This is a genomic window from Amycolatopsis stemonae (assembly GCF_054781455.1).
In genome coordinates, this window is record NZ_BAAGUJ010000011.1 from 263133 (window position 1) to 285083 (window position 21951).

Consider the following 21951-nt stretch of genomic DNA (forward strand, 5'->3'; position numbering starts at 1 on the left):
CGGCGGTCACCTCGGCCTACAGTCGGGGCATGACCGGCGAAAACCTCCTGGGCGACCACCTCCGCGCCCGCCGGGAGCTGCTCACCCCCGAGCAGGCCGGGATCCCCGCCGTCGGCCTGCGGCGGGTTCCCGGGCTGCGCCGGGAAGAGGTCGCGATGCTGGCCGGCATCAGCGCCGACTACTACCTGCGCCTGGAGCAGGGCCGCGACCGCAACCCGTCGAGGCAGGTCCTCGAGTCCCTGGCCCGGGTGCTCCAGCTCGACGACGACACCACGGCGTACCTGCTCGGCCTCGCCGATCCCCCGCCGCGGCGCCGGCGGCGCCGACGTCGCCGGGAGACCGTCCCGCCGGGGACCGTCAAGTTCCTGGCCGCGGTCGGGCTGCCCGCGTTCGTCGAAGGCCGCTACCTCGACGTGCTGGCCGCGAACCCGCTCGCCGCGGCCCTCTCACCGCGTCTCGTGGCCGGCGGCAACCGGCTGCGCGACGTCTTCCTCGACCCGGCCGAGAAAGCCCTGTTCCCCGACTGGGAAAGCGCCACCCGGGGGCTGGTCGCGGGGTTCCGCCAGGCCGTCGGGACCGACACCGGCGACCCGCGGTTCATCGAGCTCGTCGGGGAGCTTTCCCTGGCCAGTCCGCGGTTCCGCGAGCTGTGGGCGCGGCACGACGTGGCGAACCGGCGGGGCGCGACCGTGCGGTTCGACCACCCGCAGGTCGGCGAGCTGGTGCTGAACCGCGAGAAGCTGCTCCTCAGCGACGCACCCGGGCTCGTGCTCGCCGTCTACCACCCCGACCCCGGCACGGACGCCGCCGACAAGCTCACGCTCCTCGGCTCCGCCGCCCTTTCCCCCGCGCCATCCCCAGCACAGGAAGAGAAGCACGCATGAGCAAGCTCGCCCTCGTCACCGGCGCCACCTCCGGAATCGGCCGGGCGTTCGCCGACCGCCTCGCCGCCGACGGGTACGACCTCGTCGTCGTCGGACGGCGACAGGAGCGGCTGGACGAGTTCGCCGCCGCGCACACCGGCGTCAAGGTCCGCGCCGTCGCCGCGGACCTCTCGACCGACGAAGGCATCGGCGCCGTCGCGGAAATCTGCGCCACCGAGCCGCTCGACCTGCTGGTGAACAACGCCGGCGTCGCGCACTACATGCCACTGGCCGACCTGCCCGCCGCCCAGGCGTCCGAACTGGTCAAGGTCAAGGTCCTCGCGCCGACGCTGCTCGCCCGCGCCGCCGTCGGGGGCATGCAGGAACGCGGCGAAGGCACGATCGTCAACGTGGCCGGCATGATCGCCTTCAGCGGACCCGCGCCGAGCTCGCAGCTGCCGCGCCGCGCGGTCTACGCCGGCACGCTCGCCCACCTGGTCGCGCTGTCGCAGACCCTCAGCGCCGAGCTCGACGGCACCGGTGTCCGGGTGCAGGTCGTCTGCCCCGGCGTGGTCGCCACCGAGTTCCACGAGCGGCAGGGCCTGGACCTGAGCGCGGTGCCCCGGATGAGCGCCGCCGACGTCGTCACCGCGTCCCTGCGCGGCTTGGAACTCGGCGAGGTCGTCTGCGCCCCCGGCGTCGAAGACCCGGGTCTCCTCGACGCCGTCTTCCGGGCCGACCTGGCCGCGTTCGGCGGCCAGAGCCCCGAACTCGCCGGCCGCTACCGGACCGGCTGAGCCGCTTTCGCGGTGGCCCGCGCGGTCAGCCCCGCGATCGCGGCGGCACCGGCCAGGGACACGGCGATGCCGACGAGCACCGCGGTGTCCCAGCCGGCGGTCAGGCTCGCCGGGGCCGGCGTGCCGTGCACGGACAGCACGCTGACCACGGTGACGCCGAGCGCCGCGCCGACGTAGCGGCTCGTGTTGTTGATGCCGCTGCCCATCCCGGTCCGGTGCGGCGGCACGCTGGCCACGGCTTCCCGGCCCAGCGAAGCGTTCACGACGCCGGTTCCGAAGCCGGCCACGACCAGGCTGGGCAGCAGGGACGCCGCCCCCGAGTCCGGCGTGACGAACGCGAGCGGCACCAGTCCCGCGGCCACGACGACCAGGCCGGCGCTCAGCCGCGCGCCGCCGGAGAACGCGGCGGGCAGGTGCCGGGTCAGCAGCGCGGAAACCACGCTCGTCGCCGACCACGCGAGCACCACGAGCGCCGCGGCCGGCGGCCTGAGCGCGAGGCCGTTCTCGAGCATCGTGCACAGGAACGCCATCAGGGCGGTGACCCCGGCGCCCGCGACGAACGCGCCGGTCGTCGCCGACACCAGCGCGGGACGGCGGAAGAGCGCCAGGTCGAGCATCCCGCCGCCGGACCGGGTCTGGTGGGCGAAGAACGCGACGAGCAGCACGACCGCGGCCGCGATCAACGTCAGTTCGAGCGGGCTGGTCCAGCCCTGCCGTCCTTCGGTGAGGGCGGCCAGCAGCGCGGCGAGACCGCCACCCAGCAGCAGCGCGCCGGGCAGGTCGACCGTCCGGGCCCGCCCCGACACGGACTCGTCCAGCAGGACGCGCCCGAGCACGGCGACCCCGAGGGACAGCACCGCGATCACGACGTAGAGCACGCGCCAGCCGGTGTTCAGGGCGGCGCCGGCCAGCGGGCCGATCGCGATGCCCGCGCCGAGGCAGGCACCCCACAGGCCGGTGGCGCGGCCGCGGCCGGCGGCCTCGGGGAACGCGGGCCCGAGCACGGCCAGCCCGCACGCGATCAGCGCGGCGGAGCCGAGGCCTTCGACGACGCGGCCGGCGACGAACGTCAGGGGGCCGGGCGCGACCGCGCACACCACCGACCCGGCGGCGGTGACGACGGCGCCGGCGACGAAGACGCGTCGCCGGCCGAAGTCGTCGCCGATCGCGCCCGCCGGCAGCAGCGCGACGGCCAGGCCGAGGCTCATCGAGCTGAGGATCCACGACGTCGCGACCGCGCCGGCGCCGAGCCCGCCGGCCACCGCCGGGACGATCGAGAGCGGCGCCGTGAAGACGAAGAGCGCGAGCAGGGTCCCGCCGCCGGACGCGACGAGGACGGCTCCGGGGCGGACGGCCATGCGGGCTCCAGATGATTCGGTCACCGAACTCTTTCGCCGCGACGATAGCACGGTTGGTTCGATGAACGAACTCTTTTGTGGCAGACTGGTGGCGTGGCCCTCCCCCGCGAATACAGCAACCAGTCCTGCTCGATGGTCCGCGCCCTCGAGATCGTCGGCGAACGCTGGACGCTGCTGATCGTCCGCGACGCCGTCTTCGGGGTCCGCCGCTTCAGCGACTTCGTCGAGCACCTCGGCATCCCGCGCGCGGTGCTGACCGAACGACTGGAGTTCCTCGTCGGCGAAGGCGTCCTGACGCGCGTCCCGGGCCCCGGCAAGCGCAGCGAGTACGAGCTGACGGCCAAGGGCCTGGGCCTGTGGCCGGTCGTCCGCGCGCTCTCGGCCTGGGGCGACGAGCACTACGCCCCGGACGGACGGCGCCGCGTGTTCCTGCACGCGTCCTGCGAAGGCGAGGTGGGCCCCGCGGGCACCTGCCGGAAGTGCGGCAAGGACGTGCCGATCGCCGACACCCTCCTGACCCCCGGGCCGGGCCTGCCCCCGCCGTCCCCCGGCGACGGCCAGGTCACCGCGATCCTGGCGCGGCCGCGGTCACTACTGCAGCCGCTGCACTAGCATCTGCCGGACTTCGTCGGCCGTCTCGGCGCCCGCCGCCTGGGTCACCGCCTGCGTGACGGCCGGCACGAGGTCGGCGATCAGCTTGCCGTCGAGCGCCTCGGCGAGCTGCTGCGGGTCGACCGGGTGCGCCGAGCTGTCCGTGATGAGCTTCGTGACGGCGTCCAGCGACGAGCCGAGCGCCGTGATCTTGGCGTCCATGTCCTTGATGAACTGCGCGTAGTTGCGGTTTCCGGTGAGGTCGAAGACGTTGCCCCACATCAGGTGGGCGAAGTCGTCGCTGGTGAAGGCCATGTCGTCCTCCGGGCTGAGGTGGTTGTCGGTGTAGGACTCGTCGAGGTCGACCGCGCCCGCCGAGCCGGGCAGGCTGCCGCCGCTGGTGTACTGGTGCACGTCGTAGCGGCCCGGGTACCGGCCCGCGCCCGCTGCCTCCGGGCGCGCGCCGTACCGGGCGATCACGATCACCAGGCCCGGCACGTCCCACTGGTCCGGCCGCAGCGCGGCGCCGAACGACGCGCTCATGTAGACGGCCGGCCGGAGGCCCGCCGCCGCGACGCGCCGGCAGAAAGCGATCCCGAAGGACCTCGCCGCCGCGTCCGGGCGGAACGGCGCTTCGAGGTCGAGCATCGGCGCGACGCCGGTCGCCCCGAGCCGGCCGACTTCGCCGAGCAGCACGTCCGCCTGCTGTTCGGCACCCGGCGACGGCTGGGCGTAGTGGTACCCGCCGACGGGGATGCCGCGCGACTTCGCGCCGGCCACATGGGTGTCGGGCCGGTGGACGACGCCGCCTTCGGAGCGGGTGTAGGGCGCGCCTCCGTCGGAGACCTTGACCCACGCGAAGGCGATGTCGCTCACCTGGTCCCAGCGAAGCCCACGCTGGTAGAAGGGGTGGACATCGGTTCCTCGTGCCATCGTTCAGCTCCTCACCAGCGCAGGGCCCGACCTGACCGCAGGTTCGCACGAGCCGTCGACAATCCGTCGATCCTGACGCTGGGGGTGCAGCCGACGCCGCGGAGTGGTCAGACTTCGAGCGCCCAGCGCACGTAACGCAGCTTCGGCACGAAACCGGCCTTCGCGAAGATGCCGGAGGCACCGGACGGGCTCGCCGAGTCCACGCTCAGGCTGGCCCGGTCGTACCCCTGTTCACCGGCCGCCCGCAGCGCGTGCGCGATCAGCGCGCCCGCGACGCCCCGGTTCCGGTGCTCCGGACGGGTTCCGACGACCATGAAGTGCGCGTCACGGACGCCGGTGACCGCCGTGTCGGCTTCCCAGTGCATGGTCACGAGCACCCCCACCGGGACCTCGGCGCGCACCAGGAAGCTGGCCTCGGGCCGGAACGTCTGGTTGGTGATCTTGTTGTGCCACAGGTCCGCGGGCATCGGCACCGCGCCCCAGCTGTCCCGGTAGGACTCGTTCCGGACGAGCCGGAAGTCCTCGTCGTTGCCCGCCGACCACGGTTCGATCGTCAGCCCGGCCGGGACGGCCGGGTCGCCGGGCGCGACGTCGAGCGGGCGCTCCATGCGCCGGAAGTACCGGACGGGCGCGAAGCCTTGGGAGCGCAGGAGTTCCGGCAGGCCGGCGATGTGCTCGGCCTTGTGGACGTCGACCACGAGCCGCCGGTCCGGGTGGTGCAGCGCGTGCACCACCTTCGCCGCCGCGATCCCGGCTTCGACGAGCGAGGTGCCCACACCCCGGCGCCGGTACGCCGGATGGACCCCGCCGTCGAGGAACACCCGGTGCGCTTCTTCCGCGGACGGCTTGAAGCGGATCTTCATGTACCCCACCATGACGTCCCCGTCGAACGCGGCGAGGCTCGCGCGTTCGAGGTCCGCGTACGGGTCGATCAGCTCCTGCAGGGTGTCCTCGGCCGTGTAGTTCTCGCCGATCCCGTCCACGGTTTCGACGGTGTTGAGGAGGTCGGCCGACGCCTGGGCGTCCTCGCGGGTCAGCGGGCGCCACGTCAGTTCGGTCATCCGCCGGACGTTATCCGCGCCCGGGACGGCTGTCGCCCGGTTTTCAGGCGGGCCGGAAGGTCCTGCGGTACTCCCCCGGGTTGACGCCCACGGTCTGCGCGAACTGGGTCCGGAAGTTGCTCGGCGACGGGAAACCGACCTGCCCGGCGATCCGGTCGACCGTGTGGTCGGTGATCTCCAGGAGCTCCTGGGCGTGCCGGATGCGCACGCCGGTGAGCCACTGGATCGGGCTCTGCCCGGTCTCCGCCTGGAAGCGCCGGGAGAGCGTGCGGCTGCTCATGCCCGCCGCGCCCGCGATGTCCGCGAGCGTGAGCGCGCGGTGCGCGTTCTCCTCGATCCACGCCAGGGCCTTCTCCAGTGTCGCGGTCTGGTAGGTCGGGCGGTTGCGGAGGATGTACTGGCCCTGCCCGCCGGTGCGCTGCAACGGTGCGACGGCGAGACGGGCCGCGTCGGCCGCGACCGCCACGCCGTAGTCGCGCTCGACGATGTGCAGGCACATGTCCAGCCCCGCCGAAGCACCCGCGGACGTGAGGATCTGCCCGTTGTCGGTGTAGAGCGCGTCCGCGTCGACCCGGACCGCCGGGTACCGGCGCGCCAGGTGGTCGGTGGCGAGCCAGTGCGTGGTCGCCCGCTGCCCGTCGAGCAGGCCCGCCTCGGCGAGCGTGAACGCGCCGACGCAGACGGACGCCACCCGCGTTCCCCGGGCGACGGCCGCACGCAGCGCTTCGCCGACGTCAGGCGGCGTGGGCCGGGACGGGTCGTTGCGGCCCGGGACGACGATCAGGTCCGCCCGCCGGGTCTCGTCGAGGCCCGCGCCGACGGCCAGCCGCACCGGGCCGGCGTCGACCACCGGCTCCGGCCCGGCGACGACGATCTTGTAGCCCGGGCGCCCGTCGGGCAGCCGGACGCGCCCGAGCGTCTCGACCGGCGTGGCCAGATCGAACGCGATCACGTCATCGAGGGCGAGCACCACAACCGTGTACATGCCCCGAAAGTACCCCGTGATCCGCGTGGCGAGATACCGGCGTCTTGTGTCTTGATCGCCACTGTCCGGCGTGGCCGGCGACGCGCAGCATGGCAGCGAACCCAGCCGAAAGGATCACCCGATGCCGAACCCGCTTGCCCAGTTCGTTCTCTTCGACGGCTTCGACCCGCTCGACGCCGTCGCGCCGTTCGAGGTCCTCTCCGGCGGACGGGCGTTCCTGGGCGGTGCGCTGGACGTCGAGTTCGTCTCCGCCGAAGGCGCCCGGGCGGTCGTCTCCGGCACCCCCGGCATCACGCTCACCGCGACCGCCGCGCTCGACCCGGCCGCGCCGGGGTACGTCGTGGTCCCCGGCGCGGCCGGCCCGGTCGACGGCGACCCGGACGAGATCGACACCATCCCGGTGCTCCTCTCGCGGTTCGCCGCCGGCGCCGCGGCTCCGCTGCTGGGCCGGTGCCTCGAAAACCCGGAGATCACGGTGGCGACCGTCTGCGGCGGCTCGCTCGCGCTGGCCATGGCCGGGCTGCTCGAAGGCCGGACCGCGACCACCCACGTCCTCGGCGTCGACCTGCTCGAAGCGGCCGGGGTCACCGCCGTGCGCGCCCGCGTGGTCGACGACGGCGACCTCGTCACGGCCGGCGGCGTCACCTCCGGCCTCGACCTCGGCCTGTACCTGCTCGAACGCGACTTCGGGCCGCGGATCGCGCACGCCGTCGAGGAACTGTTCGAGTACGAACGCCGGGGCACCCCGTGGAAGCACAGCGGGCTCGCCGCGACGGGGGCCGCGTGATGAGCGGGATCACCGGAACCTGGCGCCTGCGCATGAAGACCCCCATCGGCACGATCGACGCCGGCTACCGGTTCACCGAAACCCCCGGCGGAACCACCGGCACCGCCGTCGGGGCCGGCGAAGAGTCCACTTTGGAGGACGTCGTCCGCACCGCGACGGCCGACGGCGAGCGCGTCACCTGGCGGCAGCGCATCACCAAGCCGCTGCGGCTGAACCTCGAATACGACGTCACGGTCACCGGCGACACCCTCGCCGGGCACTCCCGCGCGGGCCGGCTCCCCCGCACCCGCGTCACCGGCGAACGGACGGGCGCGTGACCCCGTTCCTGCTGTCGGTCCACGTCGTCGCCGCGGTCCTCACGATCGGCCCGGTCGCGATCGCCGCGAGCATGTTCCCGGCCGCCGCCCGTGAAGAGCCCCAGAAGACGGCGGTGCTGGGCGTGCTGAACCGGATCACCCGCGTCTACGCCGTGATCGGGGTCTTCGTGCCGGTGTTCGGCATCGCGACCGCGGCCGCGCTGGGCGTGCTCGGCGACGCGTGGCTGATCGTCTCGATGGTGCTGACCGCGGCCGCGGCCGTCCTGCTGGTGGCCGTCGTCCTGCCGGGCCAGCAGCGCGTGCTCGACACCGGCCGCCCGGACCGGCGGCTGGCGATGACCACCGGGCTGTTCAACCTGCTGTGGGTGGCCGTGGTCGTGCTGATGGTCTACCGCCCCGGCTCGACGACGGGAGCCACCCTGTGAACCCGCGCCGCACCCTGCACGTCCTCGGCACGGCCGAGCTGACCACGCTCGTCCTCCTGCTGCTCAACCTGGTCACCGTCCACCTCCCGGCGTTCTCCCGCGTCCTCGGGCCGGTGCACGGCCTCGCCTACACGGCCACGGTCATCGCCGCGGTGCTGCCGGCCGGCGGGCGGCACCGGGTCTGGCTGCGGGCCCTGGTCCCCGGGATCGGCGGGCTGCTCGCCGCCCGGGTCATCCGCGCAGGGCCGGACCGAGCCAGCGGCGGACCAGCGCCCGCAGCCCGTCGTCGGTGAGCGGCGGCGTCGACGGGTGCTGCAGGAAGGACATGAAGAGCCGCATCAGGATCTCGGCGAGCCCCTGGAGGTCTTCGTCGGTCGTGACGCCGACCGCGCGCCAGTCCACCGGGAGGTTGCGCAGAATCCTTGTGCCGAACGAGAAAGCGAGCGGCGAGATGACGCCGTCGGTGAAGAAGTCGGCTTCGCCCGCCTGCAGGAGCAGGCCGAGGTAGGGCTCGCCGGGAACGGTCCGGACCGCGAACACCACCGACTCGACGGCGGCCTCCTCCGCGCTGCCGCAGGCGGCCAGGTGGCGTTCCATCCGCCCGGCGAACTCCTCGACCCCGGCCAGGCCGACGGCGCGGAGGATGTCCTTGAGGCCCGGGAAGTAGCGGTAGACGGTCTGCCGCGTCACGCCGGCCTCGGCGGCGACGTCGGACAGGCTGGTCTTGGCCAGCCCGGACCGGTCGAAGCACGCCGTCGCCGCCTCGACGATCCGCCGGCGCGCCTCGTCTTCCGTGCCGGGCGGGTTGCCCCGCCACCCGTGGTACCCCATGCCGCCCATCTTCCCCGAGCGGGACCGGTCACACCGGGACAGGGGCCCTGCGGCGGAGCGCGGCCAGCACGAGACCGGCCGCGGCGAAGCAGGCGAGCGCGTAAAGGCCGCTGCCGACGGGGGTGCCGTCGCGGGTGATCCCGTGGTCCGCGGCGAAGTACGCCGGCAGCGCGCTGGCCCAGATCACGGCCAGCACGCCGAGGTAGAGGGCGGGGTAGACGCGGACGAAGGCGGACGCGGGCTCGCCGGTCGCCGCCCGTCCCGTCGCCACGACCCAGCCGCCGGCCAGCCAGACCAGGGCCAGCTCGGCACCGAGGATCCACGCCTGGGCCGTGGTGTTGCCCTGGAACAGGCTCGCCGGCAGCCCGGCGACGACCATGGCGAGCGGGGTGAGGACGCCGGCCAGCAGGATCCGCGGTACCAGCCGCCCGCTTCCGGCGAGCCGCACGACCAGGTACGTCATCGCCGCCATCGAGACGGACGCGAACAGCAGCGCGCTCGTCATCGGCACCGAAGCCATCGCCGGCTGGTCGACGATCCGGTTGCCCGGGTTCCACGCCCACCACTTCAGCTGCGGTCCGATGTGGTCGAACACCTCGTAGAAGACCTGGCACACGAAGGCGACGGCCACCGCGCCGGGCAGCGGGCCACGGCGACGGAAGATGCCGAGCGACCGCACGAGCTCGTACGCGAGCTGGGTGAACATCGGGTAGAACGCCACGATGTACAGCGGCAGCCGGTCGCCCATCAGCTGCACCGTGAACCGGTTGTGGGCGAAGACGAAGCCGTAGATCCGGTCGAGCCCGAACCACTCCGGGAAGTACAACGGCGGCTCGGTGACGAACAGGTAGACCAGGGACGTCCACCACAGCGCCAGGTTGACCGGGTCGCCCGCGCGGTACCGGCGCAGGGCGTGCACCAGCGCGAAGACCGCGCCGCCGAGGACGAGCACCTCGAGCACCGGCATCGTCCAGTTCTCGAGATCCCAGGGGAACCGGACCGAGACCACCGGGGCGACGTCGTGGCAGTCGAAGCCGAGCCCGCGGGTGACGGCTTCGGCGTCCGGCCCGCACCCGGACGTCATCGCGTGGCCACCGTCGAGTAGTCCGTGGCCGGCGGTTCGGCCCGCGGGTCGAACCCGGACGGGACCCGGTGCCGGCCCAGCGCGGCGCGGATCCGGTAGCGCACCAGCCCCGCGAGCACGCGCGGGGTGCGCAGCATCGCCCCCAGCGACTCGTCGAGGTTGAACACCTTGGCGAAGTGCTCGTCGACGACGTCGTCCTCCCGGGCGGCGCCGACGATCAGGCTGAACGCCGGGCCGGACACGGCCGCGAGCAGCCGGCGCCGCCACTCGGGCGGCTTCTCGGTGCCCACCGCGCACTCGTAGCCTTGGTCCCGGGCCATCGCGAGCCGCCACGGCACGTTCAGCAGCTTGCGTTGCGCCGCGAGGAACCTCGCGCTGAACCCGGCGTCGAGGCCGCGGGCGAGGTGCTCGCGCAGGAGCAACGCCGAACCCGCCGCCGAGCTGATGCCCTGCGCGTAGAACGGGTTGAACGCGCAGATCGAGTCGCCGACGAACGCCAGGCCCTTCGGCGGGTTGCCCATCCGGTCGTAGCGCCGCCACCGGTTGCCGGTCGAGCGGGTCAGGTGCACCTCCGAGACCGGGTCGCACCGGTCCATCGCGGCGGCGAACAACGGCGCCCGCACCCGGCGGGCCACCTCCACGAACGCGTCGGTGGTGCGCGGCATCTCGAGGCCCCACGAGCCCATGCAGGCGATGACGCGGTTCCCCTCGATCGGGAAGAAGTTGACCAGGAACTCGTGCTCGGCCGGGTGCTCGCCCTTGTCCGGCGTCGGCATGATCACCAGGTGCTGCCACCACCACGACGGCGGCCGCTCGGCCGCGGAAGGCAGGTCGTACCAGCGCGAGGTGTAGGTGACCTTGGCGTCGAGCGTCCGCACTTCGGCCTCGGGCCAGCCCGCCGCCACCAGCCACGAGCCGACCGGGGAGCCGCGGCCCATCGCGTCCACGACGAAGTCGGCGTCGACGTGGGAGCCGCCGAAGCCGACCCCGGTGATCCCGCCGTCCCGCACGGTCAGGCCGGTCACCGAAACACCCTCGCGGACCTCGACGTTGGCCAGTTCGCGCACCTTGTCGCGCAGCACGCGCTCGATGAGGATGCGGGAGCCGTAGATCATCGTCATCGCGCTGCGCTTGCGCGCCGACCAGCCCGGCCCGTCGAGGTAGGCGGCGTCCATCGACGGCATCAGGTGCAGGCCGCCCGCCGCGACGAGGTCTTCTTCGAAGCCGGGGAACAGCGCCCCGATCGCGCGGCGGCCGGAGTTCAGCAGGAAGTGCGGGTGCTTGCTCTGCGGGACGCCACGCCGGTGCTCGGCTTCCGCCGGCAGTTCGTCGCGTTCCAGCACCAGCACTTCGTCGAAGGAGGGGGCGAGGGCGCCCGCGGCACACAGGCCGGCGGCACTGCCCCCGAGCACGACGGCGGTCTTGCCGAGCCGCACGAGGATCAGCTCCTCTCGTCATTCATACACTTGGACGACGAATGTATGAATGACGAGAGGGCGTGTCAAGCGGCCGGCACGCGCAGCCCGGCGAGCGGGACGTGGTGCTGGCCCGCGTGCATGTCCCGGTCCCGCAGCGAGCCCTGGCTCACCGGGCGCGGGAAGGAGATCTTCACGACGTTGAGCGACGGGATGCGGAAGATCCGGACCGTGCTCGCGTCGACCCGGTAGAGCGACGCGATCACGCGTTCGTCGAGGAAGGACTCGTCGGCGGCGACGCGGTAGGCCTCGGCGTCGCGCAGGAACAGCTCCATCGTGACCCAGAACGGCCCGGCGTTCTTGGCCCGGACCTCGCGGGCCAGGTCCGCCAAAGTGGTGTCAGGCAAGGGTTTCCTCCCCCAGCTCGATCCGGAACAGGTCCAGCGGCGCGCAGTCGGCGACGTGGTTCAGCACGAACTCGTACGCCGCGCCGCGCTCCACCTCGGCCGGGGACGAGGCGAACGCGAAGCTCGGCAGGTAGTCCATCGACGGCGTCGGCAGGTGCAGCATCAGCGGGTTCGCCACCTTGGCCACGGCCGTCGCGGTCGCCTGGTCGGGCGCGTTGACCAGCAGCATCACGCCCACCTCGCGCGGCGGCCCGGTCTCGGGTTCGAGCTCGCCCAGCACCGCGTTGTGGCCGTAGAGCCGCAGGTCGAACGCGTACTCGTCGTCGGCGAGGCCGAGGGTCTGGCCGACGCGCCGGGTGATCAGCACCCGCATCAGGGCGGCCCACTCGTCGATGTCGGCGAGCACGAGCGGGTCGCGGATCGCCGAGAACGACATCGTCTCGTACCCGGTGATCCGCGCGCCTTCGAGCTTGATCGTGTACTGGTCCGCGACGTGGAACCGGGAGCCTTCGACGCGGACGATCCGGTCGTCGACGGCGGTGTACCGCGCCTCGCGGACGTCGAGCGTGCCGTCGGGTTCCCGCATTTCGAAGGGGTTCGCGGTCTCGTAGAGCATGTGCGCGGCCACCAGGATCGGGGTGCACGCCGCCGTCGGGTCGAGGGGTTCGATGGTGAAGCCGCCGGCGTCGATCGTCGCCAGCACACCGCCCGCACGCGGGTTGTCGGTGCACTGGCCACCGCACTCGATGATCTTGGCCGCGTGCCAGGTCGGTCCGGCGGGCAGGCCCATCATGAGCGGGTAGGCGGCCGCCACCGCGGTGTCCGTGGCCCGGCCGGCGAGCACGACCTGGGCCCCGGCCCGCAGCGCCTCGGCGATCGGCTCGTGGCCCATCGCGCCGACGATGTGAGTGCAGCTTTCCAAGGTCTCCGCGTCGAGTTCACCCAAGGGCGGCAACGGGTGCACGCGGCCGGCGCCGAGTTCCTCCTTGAGGCCGGCGGCGTCCTGCTCGCTGTAGATCCGCGCGACCCTGAGGTGCAGGCCTTCTTCGGCCATCACCTCCGCGGCGATCCCGGCGACCCAGTCGACGCCGGCGTCGGTCCCGCTCGTGCCGCAGGAGCCGACGACGACCGGGATCCCCGCGCCGGCGGCGGCCGTCAGCAGGCTGCGCAGGTCGCGCGCGACCGCCTTGGCCGTCGTCTTCGGGGTTGCGGCGCCGAGGTAGTACGGACCGGAGTCCGTCGAGCCGCCGTCGATGCTGATCACGTCGGCGCCGAGGGCGATGCCGCGTTCGACCGTCGCGTGGTCCCAGCCGGCCCCGAGCATCCCGCTCGGCGCCAGGATCCGCACTTTCTCCATGGTCCTCATTTCTCTCCGTTCACCACGAACCGCGCCCGGCCCGCGAGGGCGGCCACGAGTTCTTCGGCTCCCCGCAGGCCGGCGGCCCGGCGCGCTTCGGCGGTCTGCCCGGCCAGGTGCGAGCAGACGACGATCCCGGCCACCCCGCGCAACGGGCTTTCGGACGGGAGTGGTTCTTCGGCCACCACGTCGAGCATCGCGCCGGCGATCTCCCCCGCCCGCACGGCGGCCACCAGCGCGTCCTCGTCGACGATGGCGCCGCGGGCGGTGTTCACCAGCACGGCCGTCGGCTTCATCCGCTCGAACGCCGGGGCGTCCAGCAGGCCCCGGGTCCGTCCGGTCAGCGCGGTGTGCACCGAGACGTAGTCCGAAGTGGACAGCAGCTCGGGCAGGCCGGCGAACCGGACCTCCGCCGACGGGACGGGCGTGGTCGTCGTGCAGACCACGTTCATCCCGAAGGCCCGGGCCAGCGGGACGACCGCCCGCGCGGTGGCGCCGTGGCCGATCAGCCCGAGCGTCGCCCCGCGCAGCTCGTGACCGTCTTCGCGCGGCCAGCCGCCGGCCGCCACCCCGGACGCGGACTGCACGAGCCGCCGCGCGCCCGCGAGCAGCAGGCCCATCGTGTACTCGGCGACGGCGTTCGCGTTGACGCCGGGCAGGGTGCTGACGCTGATCCCCCGCCGGGCCGCGGCTTCGACGTCGATCGAGTCGCGGCCGACGCCGGTCCGCACGATGACGCGCAGCCGTGGCGCCCGGACGAGCACGCCGGCCGTCAGCGGCTCGTTCGCCACCAGAGCCGCGTCGATCCCGGCAAGCGCGGCGACCAGGTCTTCCGGATCGCGGCGGCCGGTCATCGGCGAGTGCACGGTTTCCAGTCCCGCGCCCCGCAGGTACTCGTCGGCTTCGTCGCCGGGACGCAGGAAGTCCGCGGTGACCAGGACGCGCTTCACAGGGCACGCCCGTCGCCCCGGCGGCGCTGCAGCACCGCGACGCGCGCGACCGCGAGCACGGCGAGCAGCGTCACGACCCCGACGTCGAGCAGCATGAACGGCCAGCCCGTCACGTCGACCATGGCGCCGACGAGTGCCGGGCCGGCGAACCCGCCGCTCGCCCAGCCGACGGTGTAGAGCCCGGTGTAGGTGCCGATCACCCGCGCGGACGGCGCGAGGTTCCACAGCACGACCGCCATGTTGACCATGAACGCCGACGCGCCCGCGGACGCGGCGCACATCGCGGTGACCGTGCCGGCCGGCGTCGGCACGGCCGTGCCGAGCACCATCGCGACGGCGAACACGACCATCCCGGCGAGGATCACCCGCAGCCGGCCGAAGCGTTCCGCGAGCAGTGCGACCGGGTAGGCGGCCGCGATGAAGGCCAGCCCGCTGGGCAGGGTCAGCCCGCCCGCGTCGCCGCGCGAAAGCCCGAGCACCTCCATGCCGTAGTTGGTGACGAGCGACCGCGAGGCGAACCAAGCGCCGCCGAAGGCGAACACGGCCGCGATGACCAGCAGCCGGCTGCGGTCGGGGTCGCGCACGATGTCGCGCAGGACGTCCCGCATCCGCACCCGCGGCGACGCCTCGGCGTGCGCTTCGCGGTCTTCTGCGAGCGCGGCCCGGTAAGCCGGGGAACGACTGTCGCGCACCTTCCACGCCAGCACGGCCACGGACCCGACCATCAGGACCGCGGGGATCGCGAAGGACAGCTTCGGGTGGTCGTCGACGAGGAAGATGCTGATCAGGGCGGCCACGATCACCGTGATGCTGGAGGCGACCTTGACCGCCGCGTTGGCCCGGCCGCGCCGCTCCGGGCCGATGTAGTCCGGCAGCAGGGACTCGGCGATCGGCTTGAAGGAGTTCGCGACCAGCGCGTAGCCGAACATGGTCAGGACCAGCAGCGGCAGCGAGGCTGCGGCGTGCGGGATGAGCACGAACAGCACGGCCGCCACCGGCATGCCGGCGACGAGGTACGGGATGCGCCGCCCCCACGCGGTGCGGGTGCCGTCCGAACGGTTGCCCATCCACGGCTGGATGAAGATGCCCAGCAGGTTGTCCATCCCCATCAGCGCGCCGATCAGCGCGGCGCTGCCGAGGTGCGTGCGCAGCAGGGGCGGGACCTGCGAGTCGTAGAGGTTCCACGTCGACTCCTGGGCGAAGACCGCCAGAGCCACGAAGAACGTGATGCGTCCGGTGCGCACGCGCGGGGTGGTCAACGCCATCGTCGGCCCCTTCCGTCCTGGTGATGGCCGCTACCGTACTTTTGCTATAGCAAGATGGTCAATAGTTGCATGTGGTTTTTGCCATGACCACTAGACTGGCTACATGGAGAGCGTCACCACCGACACCCTGGCCGACCGCGTGTACCGCGCCCTGCGCGACGCGATCACCACCGGCGAACTGCGCCCGGGGCAGAAGGTCACCGAACGCGGGTTCGCCGAACGGCTGTCGGTCAGCCCGACACCGGTGCGCGAGGCCATCCGGCGGCTCGAGCAGGACGGCCTGCTCGAGCGCAGCGGCCCGCGCACGGTGAAGGTCGCGATGTTCGGCGGCGTCGCGATCGCCGACCTCGCCGAGGTCGAGGTCGGCCTGCGCGGGATGGTGGCCCGCTTCGCCGCCCGCCACGCGACGCCGGAGCAGCTCGACCGCCTCGACGCGATCCTCGACGAGGCCGACGATCTGCTGATCCTGATCAAGCAGCGCCACGAGTCCGGCCAGGACGTCGCGAAGCACGTCGGCCGGCTCTTCGACGCCATGCAGCGCTTCAACGCCGTTGTCGAGTCCTGCGCCGGGAACCCGGTGCTCGTCCGGCTGCTCGACCAGACCCGGGTGTTCTCCGGGCCGGAACGCCGGTCCCGCGTGCTCGAGCGCGTCAGCGTGGACGAGACGTTCGGCCTCGACCGCTACACGACGCACCGCAAGCTCGTCCACGCGCTGCGCGCGGGTGACTCGGCGGCGGCCGAGGCCCTGGTGCTCGAGGACGCTCGCGGCGGGCTCGGCGACCTGCTCGCGGGCGCCCGGTCCTGACGATCTACGACGGATGGCCGTATCCAAGCGGTGTCCGGGCTGGCTAACCTCCGCTCGTGAAGATCCTGGGTGCCGTCCTCACCGTGCTTTCGGCCGTCGGTTTCGTGGTTCCCCTCGCCCCGCCGGCCCCGGCTTCGGCGTCGACGCCGGCCGAGAGCTGGGTGGGCCCGCTGAGCACGCGCGGCCGCTACATCGTCGACGCGAACGGCAACCGGTTCAAGCTGAAGGCCGCCAACTGGCACGGCGCGAGCGGCACGTGGACCGGGTCCGGGGACGTCGACGACCCGGCCAACCACCACGCCGGCGAGATCGCGTACCAGACGCCGCTGGGCCTGGACCGCGCGTCGATCGACACCGTGATCGACGGGCTGGCCCAGCTGGGCCTCAACAGCGTGCGGCTGCAGTTCTCCAACGCGATGATCCACGACACCCGGCCGGTGCCCGACCTCCCGGCCAACCCCGGCCTGCACGGCCTGACGCCGCTGCAGGTGTACGACCGCGTCGTCGAACGGCTGACCGCGCGCGGGTTCGCCGTGATCCTCAACAACCACACCACGACGTCGCGCTGGTGCTGCGGGCTCGACGGCAACGAACGGTGGAACACCGCGCAGTCCGAGCAGCAGTGGCAGGACGACTGGCTGTTCATGGCCCGCCGCTACGCCGCGAACAAGCGGGTCGTCGGCGCCGACCTGTACAACGAGGTCCGCCGGAACACCTTCGACGACCCGAACTGGGGCTGGGGCAACGGAACCGACTGGCAGCGCGCGAGCCAGCAGGTGGCCGACCGCATCCAGACCGAGGCCAACCGCGACCTGCTGATCATCGTCGAGGGCATCAACTGGACCGGCCTGCCCATCGACGGCTTCCCGCACGGGCGCCCGACGCTGGAGCCCGCGCGCACCCTGTCGCACACGCTGATCGACTCCGGGAAGCTCGTCTATTCGGCCCACTTCTACGGCTATACCGGCCCGAACCACTCGGGCGCGACGGGCGTCGGGGAGACGCACGACCCGCGCTACCGCGACCTTTCGCCGCAGGACCTGCGCGACACCCTGTACCGGCAGGCGTTCTTCGTCGAGCAGGACACCGGCAAGCACTACACCGCGCCGCTGTGGATCAGCGAGTTCGGCGAAGGCCGCAACACCACCGACCCGGCGTCGCGCGCCTTCTTCGAGAACTTCGTGAACTACCTCGCCGAGACCGACACCGACTTCGCCTACTGGCCCGCGGTCGGCTTCCAGACCAACGGTAGCGGCGACGGCTGGTCGCTACTGGCCTGGGACGCGGCCGGCCACCGCATCGACGTCCTCGACGGCACCGACTGGCGCGGCCCGGCCTGGCAGCGGCTGGTGAACGCGCCGTCGCGCACCGGGCAGATCCCGCCGGCCGAGCACTGGTCGATGCTCAACCTGGACTACGCGGACTTCCAGCCGTCCCGTGCGGTCCGCGCCCTGGGTGACTGGGATTCCGGGGCCCGCAAGGGTGCCTGCCCCGACGGCCAGCGCCTGACGGGCCTCGCCCACACCGGCGGCCGCGGCCTCTGCACGGGAACGCTCGCCACGCCCACGAGCTACACGGTGGTGCGCGACGAGTCCTATGTGGACACGGACTGGGCGTCCGGCTACACGAAGGCGCAGTGCCCGCCGGACCACGCGGTGGCCGGCTACAGCTTGCGCGGCGCGGCGGTTTCGGCGGTGCTGTGCGGCCGCTCCCCGGTGCCCCTCGGCCGCACGGGCCGCACGGTCTGGTTCGACCGCGGCGACAACCGACCCCCGGGCGACCCGGGCGGCGACTTCGCCTCGGGCAACTACAAGGGCCAGTGCGCGCCGGGCGAGTACGTCGCCGGCGTGGCGTACACGGGCCGCGTCGGCGCCAGCCGGACACCCGACGCACTCCTCTGCCGCAGCTAGCCGTGGGGCTCAGCTGATGAAGCCGGCCGCCTTGAGCCAGTCGTGGGCGACCGTGGCCGGCTTCTGGCCGTCCACGCTGACCTTCTTGTTCAGGTCCGTGAGCGTCGCCGTGTCGAGCTTGGCCGCGATCGGGGTGAAGACCTGCTCCAGCTGCGGGTACTTCTTCGCCACCGCCGAGGCGATGGTGATGGCCGGGTTGTAGGTCGGGAAGAAGTGCTTGTCGTCGTCCAGCACGACGAGCTTCTGGCCCGCCACGCGCCCGTCGGTCGAAGCGACCGAGCCGAAGCCGCACGGATCGCCCTTGCCGATGCTCGGGTAGACGACCGCGTCGTTGAGCAGGTGCACCTGCGGCTCGGGCAGGGTGAACCCGTAGGTCTTCTCCAGCCCCGGGAACCCGTCGTCGCGGCTCTTGAACTCCGGGCCCATGCAGGTCGACGCCGTCGCCGGGTCCTTCTTGGCCAGCGCGGCGTAGTCCGACAGCGTCTTGACGCCGGTCTTGGCGACCGTCGCCGGGTTGCCGGCGACGGCGTAGGTGTCGTTGGCCGGCGACCGCGCCCACCAGGTGACGTTGTTCGCGGCGTCGGCCTGCTTGACCGCGTCGTACTGCGCCTGCGGGTCCGCGATCGGCTTGGTCTGCTTGAGGTAGCTGATCCACGCCGTGCCGGTGTACTCCCAGTACAGGTCGACCGCGCCGGTGGTGAGCGCCTGGCGGACGTTGCTCGAGCCGGTGATGTTGGTCTTGTCCTGCGGGCTCGCACCGGCCGCCTGCAGGGCGACGAGCGCGATCTGGCCGAGCAGCAGTTGTTCGTCGAACTCCTTGGAGCTGACCCGGATCTGCGCGCCGGCCAGCGCGTCGATCTTCTTGATGGACCCCTCGCCCACCTGCGTGCCGCCCTGGCCGGTGCCGATCGTGCACCCGGCCGTGACCGCCGCCGTCACGAGGACGACCGCCGTCGCGCGTCGAAGTTTCCGCATGGTTGCTCCTCCTTGGATCGGACTACAGGCCGCGCGGGTGCAGGACCTCCTCGGCCACCAGGCCCAGCCAGTCGGCGAACAGCGCCAACGCGGCGACGACGATGCCGAAGGTCAGGCTCAGGATCGGGCGGTACAGGCCGATCCCGGCGACGAGCCCGCCACCGAGACCGCCACCGTCGATGAAGGTCGCCAAGGTCGCGCTCGCGACGGTGAGCACCAGCGCCGTGCGGATCCCGGCGAGGATCACCGGCACGGCCAGGGGCAGTTCGATCCGCCAGAGGATCGCCGTCTTCGTCATGCCCATGCCGCGCGCGGCGTCGACGACGGCCGGGTCGACGCCGTCGAGCCCGACGATCGTGTTGCGCAGCACCGGCAGCGTCGCGTAGACGACCAGCGCCGTCACCGCGGTCACTGTGCCGGTGCCGGTCCAGAGCGCGAGCAGGACGACGAGCCCGATCGACGGGATCGCCTGGCCGAGGTTGCCCAGCCCGAGCCCGAACGGCCGGGCCCAGCGGGCGCCGGGGCGGGTGAGCAGGACGCCGAGCGGCAGCGCGAGGGCGATGGTGCACACCGTCGAGATCAGCGTGAGCCGCACGTGCGCGCCCAGTTCGGCGAAGATCTCGTCCGCGTTGAGGTAACGCTGCTCGATCGAGTCGATCGGCTGCGCGCGCACGAGCAGGAACAGCGCCAGCAGGCCGAGCGCGAGCAGCACCGGGCGGACCAGCAGGCCGGGCCGACGCCGCCGCTGCGGGCTCTTCGACGCCCCCTTCGGTGGTGCCTCGGCCTCCGGAACGGGCGCCGGCGGCACCTCGTCGCCGGGCCGGAGCGCGGCGACCAGGCGCGGCACGTCGCACACGCCCAGCGCGCGTCCGGTGTCGTCTTCGACCAGGACCGCGGTGGCGCCGGTGCGGACCATCGTGTCCAGCGCGTCGCGCAGGCTGGCCTCGCGCGGGACCGGCGGCAGCCCGGCCGCCACCGGCCCGAGGTCCAGGTCGGTGACGCGGGTCAGCGCGAGCCGTTTCAGGTTCCGCTTCGAGCCGACGAAGGACGCGACGTAGTCGTCGGCCGGCGCGGCGAGGATCGCCTGGGGCGTGTCGTACTGCGCGAGCACCGAACGCGGCCGCAGCACCGCGATCCGGTCGCCCAGCTTCAGGGCCTCGTCGAAGTCGTGCGTGACGAACACGATCGTCTTGCGCACTTCCCGTTGCAGCCGCAGGAACTCGTCCTGCAGCCGGGCGCGCGTGATCGGGTCGGCGGAGCCGAACGGCTCGTCCATCAGCATCACCGGCGGGTCGGCGGCCATCGCCCGCGCGACGCCGACGCGTTGCTGCTGGCCGCCGGAAAGCTCGCGCGGGTACCGGGTGGCGTGCTCTCGCGTCAGGCCGACGACGTCGAGCAGCTCGCGCACGCGGCCGGCGATGCGGCGGCGGGGCCAGCGGAGCACCCGCGGCACCACGCCGATGTTCGCGTCGACGCGCAGGTGCGGGAAGAGCCCGATCTGCTGGATGACGTACCCGGTGTGGCGCCGGTGCTCGTCGAGGTCGAGCGCCGACACGTCGGTGCCGCCGACCGTGACGACGCCGGAGGTGGGCTCGACGAGCCGGTTGATCATCCGCATGGTGGTCGTCTTGCCGCACCCCGACGGCCCGGTCAGCACGACGATCTCGCCCGCGGGGATCCGCATCGTCAGCCGGTCGACGGCGGGCGCGCCTTGGCCGGGGTACTGCTTGCTCAGCTCCCGCAGCTCGATCGTCTCGCCGCCGGCGCCGGCCGCGGCCGAAGGCGCGATCTCACCGAGCGGCCGCGGCCGCCGCCACGTAGTCAGCTTGCCGGCCACCACGAAGGCCAGGTCGAACAGCAGGGCCAGGACGACGATCCCGAGCGTCCCGGTGAGGACCTGGTTCAGCGAGTTGACCGAGCCGAACCGGCCGAGCCCGTCGAAGATCTCGTTGCCGAGCCCGGGCCCCTTGACGTACGCGCCGATGGCGGCGATGCCGATCGTGATCTGCGTCGACACCCGGATGCCCGAGAGGATCACCGGCCAGGCCAGCGGCACCCGCACGCGCCACAGCACCCGGACGCGGCCGAGGCCCATCCCGCGCGCGGCGTCCACCACGGCCGGGTCGACGCCGCGCAGCCCGACGATCGTGTTGCGCGTGATCGGCAGCAGCGCGTAGAGCACGAGCGCGAACAGGACGTTGGTCAGCCCCAGCCCGAACGGCCCGATCAGGATGCCGAGCAGCGCGATCGACGGGATGGTCAGGAACGCGGCGGTCGTCGTGGTCGCGACCTCGCCGAGCCACTTCCGGCGGTAGGTGAGCAGGCCGGTCGACACCCCGACCAGCACGGCCAGCACGACGGCGGCGAGGGTCAGGTCCACGTGGCGGATCGCGTCGTTCACGACGTCGATCCAGTTCTCGCGGAGGTACTCGAACAGGCTCAGGACCCCGCTCCTCGCCGTCGCAGTGAACAACCGACCGGATCACGCCCGGCCCCGCACAACCCCAACACGCCCGCACGGCTCTTGTCCACACCCGCGGCCGTCGCCCGCCGGTTGCCCGCCCGGGACACGGATCGGGGATTTTTCGGGCACCGGGGGTCCCGGGACCTCGCCCTTTGCTACTTTCCCCGGAAGGATTGTTTGAAAGTTTGATGATTGTTCGTCTGGACGTCAGGAAGGTCGCGTAGTGGCGAACCCGCTGGTGGCAGAGACGAAGGATTCGACGAAGGCGTATTCGGGGATTTCGCTGTTGGAGTCGGCGAATGATCTGAAGTCGGCGATCGAGAGTGGTGACTGGGCTTCGGTCGCGATGGGTGCGGTCGGGACGGCGTTGG

The 21951-nt window shown here is 72.6% G+C and carries 22 protein-coding genes; 9 read left to right on the forward strand and 13 right to left on the reverse strand.

From position 1 onward, the window contains the following. Positions 1-29: 29 nt before the first annotated feature. Positions 30-884, forward strand: coding sequence for a helix-turn-helix domain-containing protein (locus ACYVLJ_RS34570; protein ID WP_460441829.1), 855 nt, complete (start codon positions 30-32; stop codon positions 882-884). Beyond that, positions 881-1660 (forward strand): SDR family NAD(P)-dependent oxidoreductase, encoded by a 780-nt coding sequence (locus ACYVLJ_RS34575; protein WP_460441830.1) that lies wholly within the window; start codon positions 881-883, stop codon positions 1658-1660. Before ACYVLJ_RS34570 ends, ACYVLJ_RS34575 begins: the two co-directional genes overlap by 4 nt. Here the strand turns inward: ACYVLJ_RS34575 and ACYVLJ_RS34580 are convergent. Then, on the reverse strand, positions 1645-3018 hold the full coding sequence (locus tag ACYVLJ_RS34580; RefSeq protein WP_460441831.1) for an MFS transporter: 1374 nt from the start codon (positions 3016-3018) through the stop codon (positions 1645-1647). The two genes, ACYVLJ_RS34575 and ACYVLJ_RS34580, sit on opposite strands and share 16 nt — an antisense overlap. Positions 3019-3111: 93 nt before the next feature. On the opposite strand from ACYVLJ_RS34580, the gene ACYVLJ_RS34585 reads away from it, so the two are divergent. Next, positions 3112-3630: a winged helix-turn-helix transcriptional regulator gene (locus tag ACYVLJ_RS34585; RefSeq protein ID WP_460441832.1), complete on the forward strand. Its 519-nt coding sequence runs from the start codon at positions 3112-3114 to the stop codon at positions 3628-3630. Here the strand turns inward: ACYVLJ_RS34585 and ACYVLJ_RS34590 are convergent. The 3 genes from ACYVLJ_RS34590 to ACYVLJ_RS34600 all read right to left on the reverse strand — a co-directional run bounded on the left by ACYVLJ_RS34590 (position 3610) and on the right by ACYVLJ_RS34600 (position 6588). After that, a complete protein-coding gene (locus tag ACYVLJ_RS34590; RefSeq protein WP_460441833.1) occupies positions 3610-4542 on the reverse strand; it encodes a glycoside hydrolase family 25 protein in 933 nt (310 codons plus the stop codon). The two genes, ACYVLJ_RS34585 and ACYVLJ_RS34590, sit on opposite strands and share 21 nt — an antisense overlap. A gap of 107 nt (positions 4543-4649) precedes the next feature. After that, positions 4650-5603 (reverse strand): GNAT family N-acetyltransferase, encoded by a 954-nt coding sequence (locus ACYVLJ_RS34595; protein ID WP_460441834.1) that lies wholly within the window; start codon positions 5601-5603, stop codon positions 4650-4652. Between the two features lie 43 nt (positions 5604-5646). Then, positions 5647-6588, reverse strand: coding sequence for a GlxA family transcriptional regulator (locus tag ACYVLJ_RS34600; RefSeq protein ID WP_460441835.1), 942 nt, complete (start codon positions 6586-6588; stop codon positions 5647-5649). Positions 6589-6709: 121 nt separating this feature from the next. Here ACYVLJ_RS34600 and ACYVLJ_RS34605 point away from each other — a divergent pair, with 121 nt between their 5' ends. Genes ACYVLJ_RS34605 through ACYVLJ_RS34620 form a run of 4 tightly spaced genes read left to right on the forward strand, consistent with a single transcriptional unit; the run spans position 6710 to position 8410 of the window. After that, positions 6710-7375 carry a type 1 glutamine amidotransferase family protein gene (locus ACYVLJ_RS34605; RefSeq protein WP_460441836.1) on the forward strand — a complete coding sequence of 222 codons (666 nt, stop codon included), beginning with the start codon at positions 6710-6712 and terminating at the stop codon, positions 7373-7375. A 32-nt stretch (positions 7376-7407) separates the two neighbouring features. Continuing rightward, positions 7408-7692, forward strand: coding sequence for a hypothetical protein (locus tag ACYVLJ_RS34610; RefSeq protein WP_460441837.1), 285 nt, complete (start codon positions 7408-7410; stop codon positions 7690-7692). Then, positions 7689-8117: a hypothetical protein gene (locus tag ACYVLJ_RS34615; protein WP_451985036.1), complete on the forward strand. Its 429-nt coding sequence runs from the start codon at positions 7689-7691 to the stop codon at positions 8115-8117. The genes ACYVLJ_RS34610 and ACYVLJ_RS34615 overlap by 4 nt, the downstream gene beginning before the upstream one ends. Next, complete coding sequence (locus ACYVLJ_RS34620) at positions 8114-8410, forward strand: hypothetical protein (protein ID WP_451985034.1); 297 nt, start codon at positions 8114-8116, stop codon at positions 8408-8410. Before ACYVLJ_RS34615 ends, ACYVLJ_RS34620 begins: the two co-directional genes overlap by 4 nt. On the opposite strand, the gene ACYVLJ_RS34625 is transcribed toward ACYVLJ_RS34620, so the two are convergent. The 7 genes from ACYVLJ_RS34625 to ACYVLJ_RS34655 form a co-directional block, all read right to left on the reverse strand. After that, positions 8349-8948 carry a TetR/AcrR family transcriptional regulator gene (locus ACYVLJ_RS34625; RefSeq protein WP_460441838.1) on the reverse strand — a complete coding sequence of 200 codons (600 nt, stop codon included), beginning with the start codon at positions 8946-8948 and terminating at the stop codon, positions 8349-8351. The genes ACYVLJ_RS34620 and ACYVLJ_RS34625 overlap by 62 nt on opposite strands. Before the next feature lie 28 nt (positions 8949-8976). Then, entirely contained in the window at positions 8977-10032 is a 1056-nt protein-coding gene (locus ACYVLJ_RS34630) for a hypothetical protein (RefSeq protein WP_460441839.1), read from the reverse strand. Further along, complete coding sequence (locus ACYVLJ_RS34635) at positions 10029-11468, reverse strand: NAD(P)/FAD-dependent oxidoreductase (RefSeq protein WP_460441840.1); 1440 nt, start codon at positions 11466-11468, stop codon at positions 10029-10031. Before ACYVLJ_RS34635 ends, ACYVLJ_RS34630 begins: the two co-directional genes overlap by 4 nt. Before the next feature lie 65 nt (positions 11469-11533). Then, complete coding sequence (locus ACYVLJ_RS34640) at positions 11534-11854, reverse strand: DUF4387 domain-containing protein (protein ID WP_451985026.1); 321 nt, start codon at positions 11852-11854, stop codon at positions 11534-11536. After that, complete coding sequence (locus tag ACYVLJ_RS34645) at positions 11847-13211, reverse strand: acyclic terpene utilization AtuA family protein (protein ID WP_460441847.1); 1365 nt, start codon at positions 13209-13211, stop codon at positions 11847-11849. Before ACYVLJ_RS34645 ends, ACYVLJ_RS34640 begins: the two co-directional genes overlap by 8 nt. Before the next feature lie 5 nt (positions 13212-13216). After that, positions 13217-14161: a phosphoglycerate dehydrogenase gene (locus ACYVLJ_RS34650; protein WP_460441841.1), complete on the reverse strand. Its 945-nt coding sequence runs from the start codon at positions 14159-14161 to the stop codon at positions 13217-13219. Beyond that, positions 14158-15426, reverse strand: coding sequence for an MFS transporter (locus ACYVLJ_RS34655; RefSeq protein WP_460441842.1), 1269 nt, complete (start codon positions 15424-15426; stop codon positions 14158-14160). The genes ACYVLJ_RS34650 and ACYVLJ_RS34655 overlap by 4 nt, the downstream gene beginning before the upstream one ends. A gap of 103 nt (positions 15427-15529) precedes the next feature. On the opposite strand from ACYVLJ_RS34655, the gene ACYVLJ_RS34660 reads away from it, so the two are divergent. Continuing rightward, positions 15530-16231 (forward strand): GntR family transcriptional regulator, encoded by a 702-nt coding sequence (locus ACYVLJ_RS34660; RefSeq protein WP_451985020.1) that lies wholly within the window; start codon positions 15530-15532, stop codon positions 16229-16231. A gap of 65 nt (positions 16232-16296) precedes the next feature. Then, the gene (locus tag ACYVLJ_RS34665; RefSeq protein ID WP_460441848.1) at positions 16297-18141 is read left to right on the forward strand and encodes a glycoside hydrolase family 5 protein; all 1845 of its coding nucleotides are present in this window, start codon (positions 16297-16299) and stop codon (positions 18139-18141) included. A 9-nt stretch (positions 18142-18150) separates the two neighbouring features. On the opposite strand, the gene ACYVLJ_RS34670 is transcribed toward ACYVLJ_RS34665, so the two are convergent. Next, entirely contained in the window at positions 18151-19116 is a 966-nt protein-coding gene (locus ACYVLJ_RS34670) for a glycine betaine ABC transporter substrate-binding protein (RefSeq protein ID WP_451985018.1), read from the reverse strand. Positions 19117-19138: 22 nt separating this feature from the next. After that, positions 19139-21589: an ABC transporter permease subunit gene (locus ACYVLJ_RS34675; protein WP_460441843.1), complete on the reverse strand. Its 2451-nt coding sequence runs from the start codon at positions 21587-21589 to the stop codon at positions 19139-19141. Between the last annotated feature and the right edge of the window lie 362 nt (positions 21590-21951).

Bases quoted from the DNA above. Each gene is read 5' to 3' on its own strand.
- ACYVLJ_RS34570 (WP_460441829.1), top strand. From the start codon at position 30: ATGACCGGCGAAAACCTCCTGGGCGACCACCTCCGCGCCCGCCGGGAG.
- ACYVLJ_RS34575 (WP_460441830.1), top strand. From the start codon at position 881: ATGAGCAAGCTCGCCCTCGTCACCGGCGCCACCTCCGGAATCGGCCGG.
- ACYVLJ_RS34580 (WP_460441831.1), bottom strand. From the start codon at position 3,018: ATGGCCGTCCGCCCCGGAGCCGTCCTCGTCGCGTCCGGCGGCGGGACC.
- ACYVLJ_RS34590 (WP_460441833.1), bottom strand. From the start codon at position 4,542: ATGGCACGAGGAACCGATGTCCACCCCTTCTACCAGCGTGGGCTTCGC.
- ACYVLJ_RS34595 (WP_460441834.1), bottom strand. From the start codon at position 5,603: ATGACCGAACTGACGTGGCGCCCGCTGACCCGCGAGGACGCCCAGGCG.
- ACYVLJ_RS34600 (WP_460441835.1), bottom strand. From the start codon at position 6,588: ATGTACACGGTTGTGGTGCTCGCCCTCGATGACGTGATCGCGTTCGAT.
- ACYVLJ_RS34605 (WP_460441836.1), top strand. From the start codon at position 6,710: ATGCCGAACCCGCTTGCCCAGTTCGTTCTCTTCGACGGCTTCGACCCG.
- ACYVLJ_RS34610 (WP_460441837.1), top strand. From the start codon at position 7,408: ATGAAGACCCCCATCGGCACGATCGACGCCGGCTACCGGTTCACCGAA.
- ACYVLJ_RS34625 (WP_460441838.1), bottom strand. From the start codon at position 8,948: ATGGGGTACCACGGGTGGCGGGGCAACCCGCCCGGCACGGAAGACGAG.
- ACYVLJ_RS34630 (WP_460441839.1), bottom strand. From the start codon at position 10,032: ATGACGTCCGGGTGCGGGCCGGACGCCGAAGCCGTCACCCGCGGGCTC.
- ACYVLJ_RS34645 (WP_460441847.1), bottom strand. From the start codon at position 13,211: ATGGAGAAAGTGCGGATCCTGGCGCCGAGCGGGATGCTCGGGGCCGGC.
- ACYVLJ_RS34655 (WP_460441842.1), bottom strand. From the start codon at position 15,426: ATGGCGTTGACCACCCCGCGCGTGCGCACCGGACGCATCACGTTCTTC.
- ACYVLJ_RS34660 (WP_451985020.1), top strand. From the start codon at position 15,530: ATGGAGAGCGTCACCACCGACACCCTGGCCGACCGCGTGTACCGCGCC.
- ACYVLJ_RS34670 (WP_451985018.1), bottom strand. From the start codon at position 19,116: ATGCGGAAACTTCGACGCGCGACGGCGGTCGTCCTCGTGACGGCGGCG.